At 52.6% G+C, this 14284-nt stretch carries 15 protein-coding genes and 3 tRNA genes; 5 read left to right on the forward strand and 13 right to left on the reverse strand.

What is annotated here, in order from left to right; genetic code table 11:
• Positions 1–11 precede the first annotated feature (11 nt).
• Genes livM through USH94_RS14990 form a run of 3 tightly spaced genes read left to right on the forward strand, consistent with a single transcriptional unit; the run spans position 12 to position 2871 of the window.
• Complete coding sequence (gene livM / locus USH94_RS14980) at positions 12–1286, forward strand: high-affinity branched-chain amino acid ABC transporter permease LivM (RefSeq protein ID WP_111964851.1); 1275 nt, start codon at positions 12–14, stop codon at positions 1284–1286.
• On the forward strand, positions 1283–2158 hold the full coding sequence (locus USH94_RS14985) for an ATP-binding cassette domain-containing protein (RefSeq protein WP_111964852.1): 876 nt from the start codon (positions 1283–1285) through the stop codon (positions 2156–2158). The genes livM and USH94_RS14985 overlap by 4 nt, the downstream gene beginning before the upstream one ends.
• The gene (locus tag USH94_RS14990) at positions 2155–2871 is read left to right on the forward strand and encodes an ABC transporter ATP-binding protein (protein ID WP_111964853.1); all 717 of its coding nucleotides are present in this window, start codon (positions 2155–2157) and stop codon (positions 2869–2871) included. The genes USH94_RS14985 and USH94_RS14990 overlap by 4 nt, the downstream gene beginning before the upstream one ends.
• Positions 2872–3151: 280 nt before the next feature.
• Here USH94_RS14990 and USH94_RS14995 read toward each other — a convergent pair whose 3' ends face one another.
• Positions 3152–3829: a DUF2076 domain-containing protein gene (locus USH94_RS14995; RefSeq protein ID WP_111964854.1), complete on the reverse strand. Its 678-nt coding sequence runs from the start codon at positions 3827–3829 to the stop codon at positions 3152–3154.
• 670 nt (positions 3830–4499) lie between these two features.
• Between USH94_RS14995 and USH94_RS15000 the strand changes: the two genes are divergently transcribed.
• Positions 4500–5141 carry a hypothetical protein gene (locus USH94_RS15000; protein ID WP_258525043.1) on the forward strand — a complete coding sequence of 214 codons (642 nt, stop codon included), beginning with the start codon at positions 4500–4502 and terminating at the stop codon, positions 5139–5141.
• A gap of 104 nt (positions 5142–5245) precedes the next feature.
• Here the strand turns inward: USH94_RS15000 and USH94_RS15005 are convergent, their stop codons facing one another.
• From USH94_RS15005 to uvrY, 7 genes are all read right to left on the reverse strand, one after another.
• Positions 5246–5605 carry a hypothetical protein gene (locus USH94_RS15005; protein WP_111964855.1) on the reverse strand — a complete coding sequence of 120 codons (360 nt, stop codon included), beginning with the start codon at positions 5603–5605 and terminating at the stop codon, positions 5246–5248.
• Between the two features lie 32 nt (positions 5606–5637).
• A tRNA-Leu gene (locus tag USH94_RS15010) sits at positions 5638–5724 on the reverse strand.
• A gap of 11 nt (positions 5725–5735) precedes the next feature.
• Positions 5736–5809: transfer RNA gene (locus USH94_RS15015), tRNA-Cys, on the reverse strand.
• Between the two features lie 46 nt (positions 5810–5855).
• Positions 5856–5931: transfer RNA gene (locus USH94_RS15020), tRNA-Gly, on the reverse strand.
• A gap of 152 nt (positions 5932–6083) precedes the next feature.
• Positions 6084–6632, reverse strand: coding sequence for a CDP-diacylglycerol--glycerol-3-phosphate 3-phosphatidyltransferase (pgsA, locus tag USH94_RS15025; protein WP_008500348.1), 549 nt, complete (start codon positions 6630–6632; stop codon positions 6084–6086).
• Positions 6633–6688: 56 nt separating this feature from the next.
• Positions 6689–8521: an excinuclease ABC subunit UvrC gene (gene uvrC, locus USH94_RS15030; RefSeq protein ID WP_111964856.1), complete on the reverse strand. Its 1833-nt coding sequence runs from the start codon at positions 8519–8521 to the stop codon at positions 6689–6691.
• Complete coding sequence (gene uvrY, locus USH94_RS15035; protein ID WP_111964857.1) at positions 8518–9174, reverse strand: UvrY/SirA/GacA family response regulator transcription factor; 657 nt, start codon at positions 9172–9174, stop codon at positions 8518–8520. Before uvrY ends, uvrC begins: the two co-directional genes overlap by 4 nt.
• A 467-nt stretch (positions 9175–9641) precedes the next feature.
• Here uvrY and USH94_RS15040 point away from each other — a divergent pair, with 467 nt between their 5' ends.
• Complete coding sequence (locus USH94_RS15040; protein ID WP_008500345.1) at positions 9642–9866, forward strand: DUF2594 family protein; 225 nt, start codon at positions 9642–9644, stop codon at positions 9864–9866.
• Between the two features lie 66 nt (positions 9867–9932).
• Here the strand turns inward: USH94_RS15040 and sdiA are convergent, their stop codons facing one another.
• The 5 genes from sdiA to tcyJ form a co-directional block, all read right to left on the reverse strand.
• Positions 9933–10655 (reverse strand): transcriptional regulator SdiA, encoded by a 723-nt coding sequence (gene sdiA, locus USH94_RS15045; protein WP_111964858.1) that lies wholly within the window; start codon positions 10653–10655, stop codon positions 9933–9935.
• A 221-nt stretch (positions 10656–10876) separates the two neighbouring features.
• Complete coding sequence (tcyN, locus tag USH94_RS15050; protein WP_041909387.1) at positions 10877–11629, reverse strand: L-cystine ABC transporter ATP-binding protein TcyN; 753 nt, start codon at positions 11627–11629, stop codon at positions 10877–10879.
• Entirely contained in the window at positions 11626–12294 is a 669-nt protein-coding gene (tcyL, locus tag USH94_RS15055; RefSeq protein ID WP_028013677.1) for a cystine ABC transporter permease, read from the reverse strand. The genes tcyN and tcyL overlap by 4 nt, the downstream gene beginning before the upstream one ends.
• A gap of 21 nt (positions 12295–12315) precedes the next feature.
• Positions 12316–13302 (reverse strand): D-cysteine desulfhydrase, encoded by a 987-nt coding sequence (gene dcyD / locus USH94_RS15060; RefSeq protein WP_111964859.1) that lies wholly within the window; start codon positions 13300–13302, stop codon positions 12316–12318.
• A 106-nt stretch (positions 13303–13408) separates the two neighbouring features.
• The gene (gene tcyJ / locus USH94_RS15065) at positions 13409–14209 is read right to left on the reverse strand and encodes a cystine ABC transporter substrate-binding protein (RefSeq protein ID WP_111964860.1); all 801 of its coding nucleotides are present in this window, start codon (positions 14207–14209) and stop codon (positions 13409–13411) included.
• Positions 14210–14284 lie beyond the last annotated feature (75 nt).

Consider the following 14284-nt stretch of genomic DNA (forward strand, 5'->3'; position numbering starts at 1 on the left):
AGGAGAGAATGATGACATCACACGGCTTTTCACTTAAACGCTGCATGTTGGACGCGATCTTTTCCGGGCTGGTTGCGCTGATTATCTTCGGCCCCATTGCGGGCGTGGTGCTGGACGGGTACAGCTTTACCTTCGCCGGGCAGCGCCTGGCCTGGATGGTGGGCACCGTAATGCTCGGACGTTTTCTGTTGAGCGCCTTTTTAGGTACCGCCGCGGGCGCCCGTTTCCAGGCACGCTTCGAAGCCGATAGCGCAGGCGTATATGTCCGGCCACCGGAATACAAAAGCCGCATGCGCTGGATTATTCCTCTGGTGATTGCTCTTGCGATTTGCTTTCCGTTTGTTGCCACTAAATATGTGCTGACCGTCGCCATTCTCGGGCTGATCTACGTGCTTCTCGGTCTGGGGCTGAACATCGTCGTGGGTCTGGCCGGTCTGCTGGATCTGGGATATGTCGCGTTCTACGCGATTGGGGCGTACGGTCTGGCGCTGGGGTACCAGTATCTCGGCTTAGGTTTCTGGAGCATGCTGCCGCTGGCGGCGATCATGGCCGCCGCCGCAGGCGCCCTGCTCGGTTTCCCGGTACTGCGCATGCACGGTGACTATCTGGCCATCGTCACCCTCGGGTTCGGGGAGATTATTCGCCTGATACTGAACAACTGGCTGACCTTCACCGGCGGACCCAACGGCGTGTCGGCCCCTCCCCCCACTTTTTTCGGCCTGGAATTTGGACGACGCGCGAAAGAAGGCGGCGTGCCCTTCCACGAATTTTTCCACCTGACCTACAACCCGAACATGAAGTTTATTTTTATATACGCGGTGCTGTTTCTGGTGGTGATGCTGGTGCTCTACATTAAGCACCGCCTGACGCGCATGCCGATTGGTCGGGCGTGGGAAGCGCTGCGTGAAGACGAAATTGCCTGCCGCTCAATGGGGCTGAATCATGTTCTGGTTAAGCTTTCCTCCTTTACGCTGGGCGCGTCGACCGCGGGCATTGCCGGGGTGTTCTTCGCCACCTATCAGGGGTTCGTGAATCCTACCTCGTTTACCTTCTTTGAATCGGCACTGATCCTCGCCATTGTGGTGCTGGGCGGTATGGGCTCTACGCTTGGCGTGGTGTTGGCCGCCTTTGTGCTCACGGTAACGCCGGAACTGCTGCGCAGTTTTGCCGAGTACCGCGTCCTGCTGTTTGGCATGCTGATGGTGGTGATGATGATCTGGCGTCCACGCGGTTTGATCCGCATCAACCGCAACGGGTTTGCCGTGCGTAAGGGCGTCGCACCATGAACGGAACGATACTGCGCGTTGAACATCTGATGATGCACTTCGGCGGGATTAAAGCGCTAAACGACGTCAACCTGGACGTGAAGCGTGGCTCCATTACCGCCCTGATTGGGCCAAACGGAGCGGGAAAAACAACTGTGTTTAACTGCCTGACGGGCTTCTACAGAGCCTCCGGCGGCAACATTTTATTTAATACCCGCCATAAAACGACCAACGTCATTCAGGTCCTCGGACAAAAATTCCAGCCCGGCGACTGGATTAACCCCGCGCAGTTCGGGCTGCGTCTGTTCTACAAAATGTTCGGCGGCACGCATCTGGTCAACCGTGCCGGGCTGGCGCGCACGTTTCAAAATATCCGTCTTTTTCGCGAGATGTCGGTCGTGGAAAACCTGCTGGTGGCGCAGCATATGCGCGTTAACCGCAATCTGCTTGCCGGGATCCTGAATACGCCGTCCTACCGGCGGGCAGAAAGCGACGCCCTGGACAGAGCCTTCTACTGGCTGGAAGTGGTAGATCTGGTGGAGTGCGCCAATCGCCTGGCGGGAGAGATGTCCTACGGCCAGCAGCGGCGACTGGAAATCGCGCGGGCAATGTGTACCGGGCCGGAAATGATCTGTCTGGATGAACCCGCAGCCGGACTGAACCCGGTTGAAACGCATAAGCTGAGCAGCATTATTCGCTTTCTGCGGGATCATCATGACATCACGGTATTGCTGATTGAGCATGATATGGGGATGGTGATGGAAATTTCGGACGACATTATCGTGCTCGACCACGGCGATGTGATTGCCAGGGGGAAACCCGAGCAGATCCAGCATGATGAAAAGGTCATTGCCGCCTACCTGGGTACGGACGAAAGTGAGGTCTCCCTATGAGCGAACCGCTGCTGGCTTTTCGCGAAGTGGATGTCTTTTACGGCGTCATTCAGGCACTGAAGCAGGTCTCCCTCGAGGTGAATAAGGGGGAAACCGTGGCGCTGATCGGCGCAAACGGCGCGGGAAAATCGACATTGCTGATGTCCATCTTTGGCCAGCCGCGTATCCGCAGCGGGCAGATCCTTTTCGGCGGTGAAGATATCAGCCATAAATCCACCCACTACGTCGCGTCCGGCGGCATTGCGCAGGCGCCTGAAGGCAGACGAATTTTTCCGGATATGACCGTTGAAGAGAATCTGCTGATGGGGACTATCCCCATCGGCAGCCAGTTTGCGGCTGAAGATATGCAAACCATGTTTGACCTTTTTCCTCGCCTGAAAGAGCGGCGCAAGCAGCGCGCGATGACCATGTCCGGTGGCGAACAGCAGATGCTGGCGATCGCCCGGGCGCTTATGAGCCGTCCGAAGCTGCTGCTGCTGGATGAACCGAGCCTCGGTCTGGCGCCGATTGTGGTGAAACAGATCTTCCAGACCCTGCGCGAGCTGGCCCGTAACGGCATGACCATTTTTCTGGTGGAGCAAAATGCGCATCACGCTCTGAAGCTCTCTGACCGCGGGTATGTGATGGTAAACGGACAGATCAGGTTGACCGGCAGCGGCGAGGAGCTGCTGGGGAATCAGGAGGTGAGGAAGGCGTATTTGGGCGGGGTGTGATGTGATACCTGCCTAATGCGCTTATACAGTGATGGACCATTTCGGCACATACGGAATAGAAGAATTAGAGGATACCTTAGTCGATATCGCCTCTTTATTTAGATTGCTTCCGGCAATTCTTACAGGTTTGCTAGTAAGGAAAGTAGTAAAACGAATCTAATTTATGAGCCTTCAGGGGTAGCGTCGAAGGATTCTTTTGACCCGGAAACGCAAAACCCCTAATCGTTGGATGTCCAACTTTCGGGGTTCACTTCATTTCGGTGGTCACACGATAACGTCGTTAAATAAAACTGTCGTCGTCATTGCTGTAGTCGTCATCTACATCGTCGTTCAGCCAGGCGTCGTTATTATTGCCGAGCGGATCGTTCTGGTTGAGGAAACGGGTGTCAGAGACGTTATTGAAGTCGCCGTATTGATTACCGACAAACGGTTCACCACCGACGGGTATTGTCGGTTCTTCGATGATGTTCACTATCTCTTCCGGCCGCGACTGATGGAACATGCTGGTAAGCATCTCAGCAAGCGCGATGCCACCGGCCACGCCAGCCGCTGTCTGGAGCGCGCCAGCCATAAAACCGCCGCCGCGAGTAGCCGGCGCTGGCGCCCGAGAGTAATCCTGCGCCGGCGGCTGTTGCGGCTGGGCATTCCAGCTGTTGTCAGGCTGCGGGTTACTTTTCCCGCCACCAAACAGGCCGCCGAGGAAACTGCCGCCCGTCGAGGGTTTGCTTTTTTGCGCGGCTAATTCGCTTTCCAGCTCCTGAACCCTGGACTGCAGGCGTTTCAACGCCGCTTCCTGAATCAAAATCGATTGCGCCATATAGTAGGGGGCCGCAGGCTGCTGTCTGACGAATTCAGCGATCTGACGCTCCGCATCTGCATCCCGTTGGCTGTTTTGTTGTCCGGCCTGTTTAAGACGCTCGAAAAGGCCGTTGATAATCTGCTGTTCTTCATATTGCATGACAATAACCTTCCGCTCTCCGGGGTGGATACCAACCAGTTTATCAGCGGCGGCAACCTGTGTCTGACCAGTGAAATGTTTGTTTAAGATTGGTTGCAGGTTAGCTGAAAATCGCCCTGCTTTCCGGGGTTGATATTAGAAAGTTAGGCTTACCGTTCTGGTATGGCAGCAAATCCTTGGGCACAGCAGGATCGGGATGATGATGAGATATGATCACTTCGCGCTAAGCCAGAGGCACAAAAAAACCACCTTTCGGTGGTTTCACGACACTGCTTATTGCTTTGATTATTCTTTGTTTCCCATGGTAGCCGGAGTGGGACTTGAACCCACACAGCGCGAACGCCGAGGGGTTTTAAAAACTATAAGAGAGTCATACGTATCATAAATTTATGATACGTATGACTCTCTTATAGGGTAATCACTGGTGATGGTTGCACTTCTGCTACCACTATTTTTGGAGAACTAAATTAAGTTTTTCTCACAATCAAGCGGAAGGTGAAGCGTTTGAATGGCTGCTTCAAAAGCAGCGTCTACATGGCGTCGACGCTTCGACAAAAGTGTAACACTACAATCCCCCTCAACTTCGGTGGGGCTTTGCATTTTCTTTTTCGTAGTATCCTCATTATCATTCTGTATGTTACACAAACAAAAACCATAAGGAAGGTTAGGAATGGACAGCGCGAAATCCCTGGCAAAAAGGATGCTGAAGAGTCTTGATGCTGGCGATTCCGGCTTCCTGGTTTCTGTAGCGCAGGGAATGCTCTCTTTTCCGGTTAGCATGTATTACCTCGGTTATGACTTTATAGACACAACTCATCGCCACGCTAATTTTGATGATCGTGTGAGGATGGCGAACATGCTCAAACGAGGAATATCGGTTAATCAGGAAGCTCAAAAAATAGTTAACGCCGTTATCAGAGAGTTCATGTCAAAAGTGAACATTGATAATATTCAGGGCATTGCACAAAATTTTACTGGCGTAATGGCTGGTAAATTCATATTCGCTGAGTTAACCGGAGTAAAACTAGGCGCTGCCGTATCGTCACGCATTATGACCTCGTTCGCCGCTGGCGTGGTCATCGGAAGCGCTCTCACGATTGGTGCAGAAACATCGAGAGCTATCTATACGGCTAGAAAGCTTGAAAACCAGAACCCTGTACTCTACTACCGACTTAAGAGTATGGGTGATTTAGATCTTCTGTATTTTCTTGTTGAAGAAAAATTGAAACCTTTTCTTGACGCATGCAGCGTAGCAGATGTAAACAAGCATGAATTTAACGAAGTATGTAAATACTTTTTTGGTGGATTATGAACACTCAGGACATTATCAAACTAATAGCATCCAGAATTCTGCGCGGGTTGGGGATGGGAATTGCTTCTGCGGGCCTATTGTCCTGTATTTATTTCTTTTCATTTTCAAAAGACGAATCCCGTTTTATCTGGGGTGCAGCGTCTGGTGCTCTCATTGTCCTTGGTTACTTTATATACCGAATCGCGATACTCAAGGTTTTTGACGAACGTTGAAAATATCATTTGCTCATACTCCATCAAAAAGCCCACCGATTGTTGGGCCTGGCGTAAGATGGTCAGGCTTAACTTCTTCCTACCATAATGAGATGATGGAAAAGCATCGGATGGGATGAAATCAGCTGGTAACTTATTGCGTGTTGCGCGTTTGGTTGGTGATTGCGGGGCAGTAATACCCTCTTCTCGTGTCGAAGATGAATGGTAAAAATAGACAATAAAAAAACCACCTTTCGGTGGTTTATACGACACTGCTTATCATTGATTTTATTCTACTTTTCCCATGGTAGCCGGAGTGGGACTTGAACCCACACAGCGCGAACGCCGAGGGATTTTAAATCCCTTGTGTCTACCGATTCCACCATCCGGCCAGGGAAGAAAGTGGAGGCGCGTTCCGGAGTCGAACCGGACTAGACGGATTTGCAATCCGCTACATAACCGCTTTGCTAACGCGCCGTAAAACTTTTCAAACTGACACCCGCTATTGCGCATGTCTTTAATCTGGAGCGGGAAACGAGACTCGAACTCGCGACCCCGACCTTGGCAAGGTCGTGCTCTACCAACTGAGCTATTCCCGCATGTCATCAAGTAAATGTCTAACTACTTGATTTCATTATCGTCCGGCTGACTGTGCCGCCGTTCGATGCGTTGCATTCTACTGATATGACGTTATGAGTCAACGTTATTTTTTGGATCCCCGGATCGTTTGCTGAAAATTACGGCGAAACGATCACTGATCAAGCAAATCCCCTCGGGCAGCGTTCAAATATTGCAGCATTGACCACAGCGTCAGCACTGCCGCTACCCACAGCAGGCCAATTCCCGCCCACTCAACCCAGGCGTTCGGACGCCAGAGCATCCAGACCAGCGCCGCCATCTGCGCCGTCGTTTTCACTTTACCAATCCACGAGACCGCCACGCTGCTGCGTTTTCCCAGTTCCGCCATCCACTCGCGAAGCGCAGAGATAATAATCTCACGGCCAATCATGGTTGCCGCAGGCAGCGTCACCCACCAGGTATGATAGTGCTCGGCCACCAGCACCATGGCAATCGCGACCATCACTTTATCCGCCACCGGATCGAGGAAGGCGCCGAAACGGGTGCTTTGATTCCAGCGGCGCGCCAGATAGCCATCAAACCAGTCTGTTACCGCTGCGATAAGGAAGATCAATGCGCACGCAAAGGGTGCCCAGACAACTGGCAGGTAAAACGCCAGCACAAAGAACGGGATGAGTACAACACGAAAAAGAGTGAGCAACGTAGGGATATTATATTGCATAGTGACGGTAACTATTTGTTGTCAGTAAAATTTAGCTCTATGTTGCTACAGAGCCCTCAATGTTTCAACGAGTAGTAGATCTTTTCTGCCAGCCCTTGCGAAATACCCGGCACTTTTGCAATTTCCTCCATGCTGGCGTTGAGTAATCCTTGCAATCCGCCCATATATTTCAGCAGCATCTGGCGACGTTTTGGCCCCACGCCTTCAATCGTTTCCAGGCTACTGGTATTTTTCACCTTCGCCCGTTTTTTGCGGTGACCGCTGATGGCATGATCGTGTGATTCATCGCGAATATGCTGGATGACGTGAAGCGCCGGCGAATCCGGCGGCAGGCTGAAGCCCTCACCTTCCGGCTCGAAGAACAGTGTCTCCAGCCCGGCCTTACGATCGGCCCCTTTTGCGACACCCAGCAGCAGCGGATGGTTTTTATCCCAGCTGACATCAAGCGATTCAAATACCGCTTTCGCCTGGCCGAGCTGCCCTTTCCCACCGTCAATCAGGATCACATCCGGGATTTTGCTCTCCTCAATGGCTTTACCATAGCGACGACGCAGCACCTGATTCATCGCCGCATAGTCATCGCCCGGCGTGATGCCGGTGATGTTATAGCGACGATACTCGGCGCGCAGCGGGCCGTTAGCATCGAACACCACGCAGGAGGCCACCGTCTGTTCCCCCATCGTATGGCTGATGTCGAAACACTCCATCCGTTTCACTTCCGGCAGCTTCAGCAGCGTTGCCAGGGCCGTTAAACGCTGGTGCACCGTCGACTGCTGCGACAGCTTAGTGGTGAGCGCCGTCGCCGCGTTGGTGCGTGCCAGCTTCAGATAACGCGCACGATCGCCGCGCGGTTTGGTTTGTACATTGACCCGACGCCCCGCCAGCTCAGAGAGCGACTCGCCCAGCAGGGTTTTATCGTCAAGATTAAAATCGAGCAGGATCTCAGAAGGCAGCGTGCGCATCTGGCTCCCCTGCAGATAGAACTGGCCGACAAAGGTTTCCACCACTTCACCCAGTTCGGTACCGCCAGGCACTTTCGGAAAATAGCTGCGGCTGCCGAGCACTTTGCCCTGGCGAATAAACAGCACGTGCACGCAGGCCATCCCGGCGTCAAAGGCTACGCCGATAACGTCGAGATCGTCACCGGTATTCGAGACAAACTGTTTCTCAGTGACTCTGCGCACCGCCTGGATTTGGTCGCGGATCCGTGCGGCCTCTTCGAACTCAAGTGCGGCACTGGCTTTTTCCATCCGCGCGATAAGCTGCGTTAAGACCTGATCGTCTTTACCGGCCAGGAACAGGCGCACATACTCCACCTGCTGAGCATACTCCTCTTCACTCACCAGCCCGGCTACACACGGCCCCAGGCAGCGACCAATCTGGTACTGAAGGCACGGGCGCGAGCGGTTACGGTAAACGCTGTTTTCACACTGGCGGATTGGGAAGATTTTTTGCAGCAGCGCCAGCGTTTCACGCACGGCATAGCCGTTAGGGAACGGCCCGAAATATTCACCCTTTGCATGTTTCGCACCGCGGTGCATGGCGAGGCGCGGATGGGTGTCGCTGCTCAGAAAAATAAACGGGTAGGATTTATCATCACGCAACAGGACGTTATAGCGCGGCTGGTAGAGCTTAATATAGTTGTGCTCTAACAGCAGCGCTTCTGTCTCCGTGTGCGTGACGGTGACATCAATATTCTGAATGAGTGAGACCAGCGCTTCGGTCTTACGGGAGGCCAGGTTGCTGCGAAAATAGCTGGAGAGACGTTTTTTAAGATCTTTTGCCTTCCCCACGTAGATAACCGTACCGCCAGCGTCATACATGCGATAGACGCCAGGCTGGCTGGTTACGGTTTTCAGAAATGTTTTTGAATCGAACACATCACTCACTGACTTAACAACGTCTCCGCATTACACAAACCATGCCGGATGGCCAGATGCGTCAGTTCCACATCACCATGAATGTTCAGTTTACTGAACATACGGTAACGATAGCTGTTGACCGTTTTCGGGCTGAGATTCAGCTGTTCCGAGATCTCATTCACCTTCTGACCTTTAGTGATCATCAGCATAATCTGCAATTCACGCTCGGACAAACTGGCAAACGGTGATTCGGTTTTCTCGGGCTCGATCTGGCTCAGGGCCATCTGCTGTGCGATGTCGGAAGCAATGTAACGCTGTCCTGCATACACGGAACGGATCGCATTGACGACTTCCTGCGGCGCCGCTCCTTTGCTCAGATAGCCCGCTGCGCCCGCCTGCATCACTTTCGCGGGCAGTGGGTTTTCGGTATGCACGGTCAGCATGATGACTTTTGTATCAACAAAAGTACGCGCGATTTTGCGTGTTGCTTCAAGACCACCGATACCGGGCATGTTCATATCCATCAGTACCACATCTGCCGAGTTTGTGCGGCACCATTTTACCGCATCTTCGCCACAGCACGCCTCACCGGCAACTTTAATACCTTTAATATCTTCAAGAATGCGTCGTATCCCTGCGCGCACCAGTTCGTGGTCATCAACAAGAAGGACGTTGATCAAAGGAAATGTCTCCAGAATAGGGATAACGCTACTGAGTGATAATTTGGTTTATATTAACGGTTTTCCTCACAAGATTAAAACGTTAAAAAACCGGCTATTCGATTTTGCTCTCGTTTTTGGAAATTAGGCTGTACAGTCCGTGGAAACAGAGACCTTGCAGTCAGGGCTTTTGCAGCTTTTTTTAAGCATCTGTATTCAAAAAGTTACAAAAAACTTGCAGGCTTTTCCTGCAAAAAAACAGATCTCAAATTTTTGTAACAATAATTAACGGCAAGCGAACCGGGCATAAACAATTAATAGCCTTTAACGGCGGTTAAGTTTACCGGTACGTTCTGTTTACGCAATTAAACATCCACGTAAAAGTACAAAAAACAACCACTGCATTTTTTGCTTCAGCTTGTGGTATACTCCGCCGCCTTGACTTTCGTCGTCGCGCTTTAGCGCCGTTTTAATAATGAGGAAAATAAATGAGCACACCTGAATTTGCCACTGCGGAGAATAACCAGGAACTGGCACAGGAAGTAAACTGCCTGAAAGCATTGCTAACGTTGATGCTGCAGGCGATGGGCCAGGCTGATGCCGGTCGTGTGATCATTAAAATGGAAAAACAAATCGCGGAGATGGAAGACCAGGCTGAATCTGCGGTATTTGCTAACACCGTTAAGCAAATCAAACAAGCCTACCGCCAGTAACTAAAAACGGCTGGATGCAGTGCATTCAGCCGTTCCCTCGTCTGTCACGCAGAACGTATTATCCTGTCAGATCAGCCCCGTTGCCGCCGCGTAACACGCAATCTGGGTTTTGTTAGGCGCATTGAATTTCTTCTGCATATTTTTCTGATGGAAGTTAACGGTATTCTCTGAGATAGAGAGAATGATCGCTATTTCCGCTGACGTCTTCCCTTCCGCAGTCCATTTCAGAATTTCGCGCTCGCGTTTACTGAATTTCATTTCTGGCGGCATGACCATCTCATCTTCAAAACGCGTCAGAGAGGTTAAAGCCATTTGCACCAGCATTTGCAACCGCAGTTCTATTTCCTCACGGGCAAATGGCCCTTCCTTAAGACTCGTACGAGATACTGACAGGAAGCCAAGCGCGTGGTTAGGCAGCATCAGGCACTGCGTTATTCCCGCGCGTAAACCGTGGTCCTGGGCGCTGTGCCATAATTCCTGCGCCTCGGCAAATAATGCGTCTGTCCAGGGTAGATGACCCTGGATGAAATTTTCCGCTTTTAAAACCGGATCGATAGCGAAATAGTTCGCGGAATGATATTGCGCCATCCACGGCTTTGGATAAGTAGTCTGCAAAGAGATTTTAGGGCGCGTAAAGGGCACGGGATGCCGCACGCAGAGCGCGTAATAATCGAATTCCAGCGCCTGAGTTTGCCGCTCTAGCTCCTGATATAGCTCATCGGTACTCGTCAATTGCTGAAACCGGAGTGAGCAGTCCCGTCGCCAGTTGAAAAAGTCTGAATCCTTCATACTTACTAAATGAAGCCTCTGAAAAGATAATCATTATTATGGTGAATATAAACTAACACATAAAACTTTTTTCTAACTGCAAAATATCGGCAATAGCCCAATTAACTTTAGTATTCATAAGGTTTATCCGAGCTGGGCGGAATAAAAAATCAAAGGACGGCGCCCGTAGGGAGAATAATTTGCTCCAGCCTAAATTTCTGGAGCAAATTAGTGCATAAATGCTACTGCATGAGGAATTTTTCAAGGAACTGACGGGTTCGCGGCTGTTGAGGATTGGCGAACAGACTTTTCGCCGGCCCCTGCTCAACAATCCGTCCCTGATCCATGAAGATGGCTCTGTCAGCAACATCGCGTGCAAAGCTCATTTCATGCGTTACGATCACCATCGTCCTTTTTTCCTGCGCCAGCTGGCGAATGGTGTTCAGCACTTCACCCACCAGTTCAGGATCGAGCGCGGAGGTCGGTTCATCAAACAGGATCACGTCAGGACGCATCGCCAGCGCGCGCGCTATCGCCACGCGCTGCTGTTGGCCGCCCGACAGACGGCGCGGATAGCTGGTCTCTTTCCCCGCCAGCCCGACTTTGGCGAGCAGTTCGCGCGCGCGCGCCGTCGCCTCCTCTTTTGGCTCACCTTTAACGATAACCGGCCCTTCGATAATGTTCTCCAGCACCGTACGGTGCGGGAAGAGATTAAAGCTCTGGAAAACGAAACCGACATGCTGGCGCAGGCGGCGAATTAAACCTTTCTGCTGGCTGATGGATTTCCCTGTATCAATCGTTATCTCGCCTACCCGGATGGTGCCGCCTTCCGGCTGTTCAAGCAGGTTAATGCTGCGCAGTAGCGTCGTCTTTCCCGAACCGCTCGGTCCGATAATCGCCACCACTTCCCCCTGCTCTACTTCCAGATCGATCCCGTGGAGCACCGTTTGACCGTGGAATTTTTTCACCAGGTTTTTGACGTCGATAGCACTCATTTTGGATCACGCTCCTGGCGGTTAAGCTGGTTTTCGAAGTAGTTTTGCAGAGCAGACAGTACCGTCGCCATCACCCAGTAAATTAGCGAGGCGGCCAGATACATGGTAAAGACTTCAAGCGTGCGCGAAGTAATAAGCTGTGCCTGACGGAACAGTTCCGGAACCTGAATCGTTGCTGCCAGGGAAGTATCTTTCACCAGGCTAATAAAGCTGTTGCTGAGCGGCGGTAGCGCCACGCGCGCCGCCTGAGGCAGAATGGCCCGGCGCAGCGTCTGCCATGGCGTCATCCCGATACTGGCCGCTGCTTCCCACTGCCCTTTGTCAATGGAGGAGATGGCCGCACGCAGGGTTTCAGAGGTGTACGCCGCGGTATTGAGAGACAGACCAATCATCGCTGCCGGAATCGGATCCAGCTCGATACCAAACTGCGGCAAGCCGTAGTAGATCATAAAGAGCTGGGCGATGAGCGGCGTACCGCGAAACACGGAGATATAAAAACGCGCCAGCCAGCGCACAGGCAGGATGGGCGACATGCGCATTAAGGCCAGCACAAATCCCAGAACCAGCCCAAAGAACATCCCGCCGATACTGAGCTGTAACGTAAATACCGCACCTTTCAGCAGAAACGGCAGAGAATCAATAACCAGTTGAATACTTTCTTGCATTATTATTTTTCGACCTGATTTTTAGACATGAGGATGGTAGGCAAACAGCGCAGGCGCCCCGCCGGTATGGACAAATAAAATCGGCCCTTCATCCTTAAAGCGTTTCTGCGCAATGCCGTCAATCAGTCCGGCCATCGCTTTGCCGGTATAGACCGGATCGAGCAGTATGCCCTCGAGGCGCGCCAGCAGCTTCACCGCTTCCATGCCCTCTTCGTTAGGCGTACCGTAACCCGGCGCAAAATAGTCATCCCAGAGCAGAATATCGGCCTTGGCCTTCAGCTCCAGCTGCTCTGCGACCGCCTGCTGTAGCGTAACCACTTTTGGCTTCTGATCCGCTACGCTGCGGGACACCGTCACCCCGATAAGCTCGACGTCCGGCAGCAGTTGTTCGAGCCCCACCGCCAGCCCGGCATGCGTGCCCGCGCTTCCGGACGCGACAACCACGGAGGAGAGGCTCACCGCACCCTCGCACTGCTGCGCAATTTCCAGCGCACTTTCCACATACCCCAGCGCGCCCAGCGCGTTCGAACCGCCGACGGGGATAACGTAGGGGCGGAACCCCTGCGCTTCCAGACGCGTCGCCAGCTCGTCGAGCTGGGCGGCCGGATCGGTCAACGCATCCACCATTTCTACCTGCACATTAAACAGATCCAGCAGCAGACGGTTACCGTTGGTGAGATAGTTTTCTGCCCGCGTGCCAATCGGGTTTTCCAGCAACGCCACGCAGTGGAGCCCAAGCTTTGCCGCCACGGCCGCCGTCTGGCGAACGTGGTTGGACTGGATGGCCCCGGCAGTAATGAGCGTATCCGCGCCTTCGCGCAGGGCGTCAGCAGCCAGAAACTCCAGCTTGCGCAGCTTGTTGCCCCCCATCGCCATCGGCGTCACGTCATCACGCTTAATAAAAATATCGCGCCCTAAATAATCAGAAAATCGCGGCAGGTACTCCAGCGGCGTCGGCGCGCCGATGAACTCCAGGCGGGGAAAGCGCGTTAAATTCTGTAGTGACATGGGTTCTCCGGTAACTCTGACAAAATGTGATATTTTTCATTATGCACGCAGACGCGAAAGAAATAAAAAAGGCGCTTTTAAAAGCGCCTTTTTTTACGGCAGAAACTTATTTCGTGACGTCTGCACCGAACCACTTCTCGGAGAGCGCTTTCAGGCTGCCGTCTTTTTGCATGTCAGCAATCGCGGAATCAATCGCTTTGACCAGGTCTTCGTTACCTTTACGAACGGCAACGCCTGATTCCTGACGAGAGAACGCATCACCCGCTACCGCCAGGGTATTGTTGGTTTTCTTCACCAGATCCAGCGCGGCCAGGCGGTCAACCAGAATGGCGTCGATACGGCCCACGCGCAGATCCTGGTATTTCGTCGGGTCGTCATCATAGGTGCGGATATCCACGCCCTGCACGTTCTTGCGCAGCCACTCTTCATAGTTAGTACCCAGACCGACACCGACTTTCTTCCCTTTCAGGTCCGCGGCAGTTTTAATCCCGCCTTCGTTGCCTTTCTTCACCAGCGCCTGAATACCGGACACTGTGTACGGCGTAGAGAAGTCATATTTCTTCTTACGCTCGTCAGAAATGGTCACCTGATTAATCACCACATCAATACGTTTGGAATCCAGCGACGCCAGCATACCGTCCCACTTGGTCGGTTTCAGGGACGCTTTCACGCCGAGGTGCTTCGCCAGCTCTTCAGCAAACTCCACTTCAAAACCGGTCAGCTTACCGTCATCGCCCTGGAAGCTGAACGGAGGATAGGTTCCTTCCAGCCCGACCAGCAGCGTACCGCGCTCTTTTACTTTATTCAGCAGGTTTTCTGCGGCGAACGTTTTCACGCTCATGCCCGCAACCAGCGCAACGGCCATAACACCCATCAGCGCCTGACGACCCAGAAGTGCAAATTTCATAAATACCCCGATATAGTGGAATTTTTACGTAGTGTAGAGAAATCGCCTGCAACGTCAAAGGCGACTGCGCTACAT

It is taken from the genome of Enterobacter sp. 148H3 (assembly GCF_034107425.1).
Classification (GTDB): domain Bacteria; phylum Pseudomonadota; class Gammaproteobacteria; order Enterobacterales; family Enterobacteriaceae; genus Enterobacter; species Enterobacter vonholyi.

What these genes read in the sequence shown, in the direction of transcription:
- livM (WP_111964851.1), top strand. Translation starts at nt 12, where the DNA reads ATGACATCACACGGCTTTTCACTTAAACGCTGCATGTTGGACGCGATC.
- USH94_RS14985 (WP_111964852.1), top strand. Translation starts at nt 1,283, where the DNA reads ATGAACGGAACGATACTGCGCGTTGAACATCTGATGATGCACTTCGGC.
- USH94_RS14990 (WP_111964853.1), top strand. Translation starts at nt 2,155, where the DNA reads ATGAGCGAACCGCTGCTGGCTTTTCGCGAAGTGGATGTCTTTTACGGC.
- USH94_RS14995 (WP_111964854.1), bottom strand. Translation starts at nt 3,829, where the DNA reads ATGCAATATGAAGAACAGCAGATTATCAACGGCCTTTTCGAGCGTCTT.
- USH94_RS15000 (WP_258525043.1), top strand. Translation starts at nt 4,500, where the DNA reads ATGGACAGCGCGAAATCCCTGGCAAAAAGGATGCTGAAGAGTCTTGAT.
- pgsA (WP_008500348.1), bottom strand. Translation starts at nt 6,632, where the DNA reads ATGCAATATAATATCCCTACGTTGCTCACTCTTTTTCGTGTTGTACTC.
- USH94_RS15040 (WP_008500345.1), top strand. Translation starts at nt 9,642, where the DNA reads ATGAGCACACCTGAATTTGCCACTGCGGAGAATAACCAGGAACTGGCA.
- sdiA (WP_111964858.1), bottom strand. Translation starts at nt 10,655, where the DNA reads ATGAAGGATTCAGACTTTTTCAACTGGCGACGGGACTGCTCACTCCGG.
- tcyN (WP_041909387.1), bottom strand. Translation starts at nt 11,629, where the DNA reads ATGAGTGCTATCGACGTCAAAAACCTGGTGAAAAAATTCCACGGTCAA.
- tcyL (WP_028013677.1), bottom strand. Translation starts at nt 12,294, where the DNA reads ATGCAAGAAAGTATTCAACTGGTTATTGATTCTCTGCCGTTTCTGCTG.
- dcyD (WP_111964859.1), bottom strand. Translation starts at nt 13,302, where the DNA reads ATGTCACTACAGAATTTAACGCGCTTTCCCCGCCTGGAGTTCATCGGC.
- tcyJ (WP_111964860.1), bottom strand. Translation starts at nt 14,209, where the DNA reads ATGAAATTTGCACTTCTGGGTCGTCAGGCGCTGATGGGTGTTATGGCC.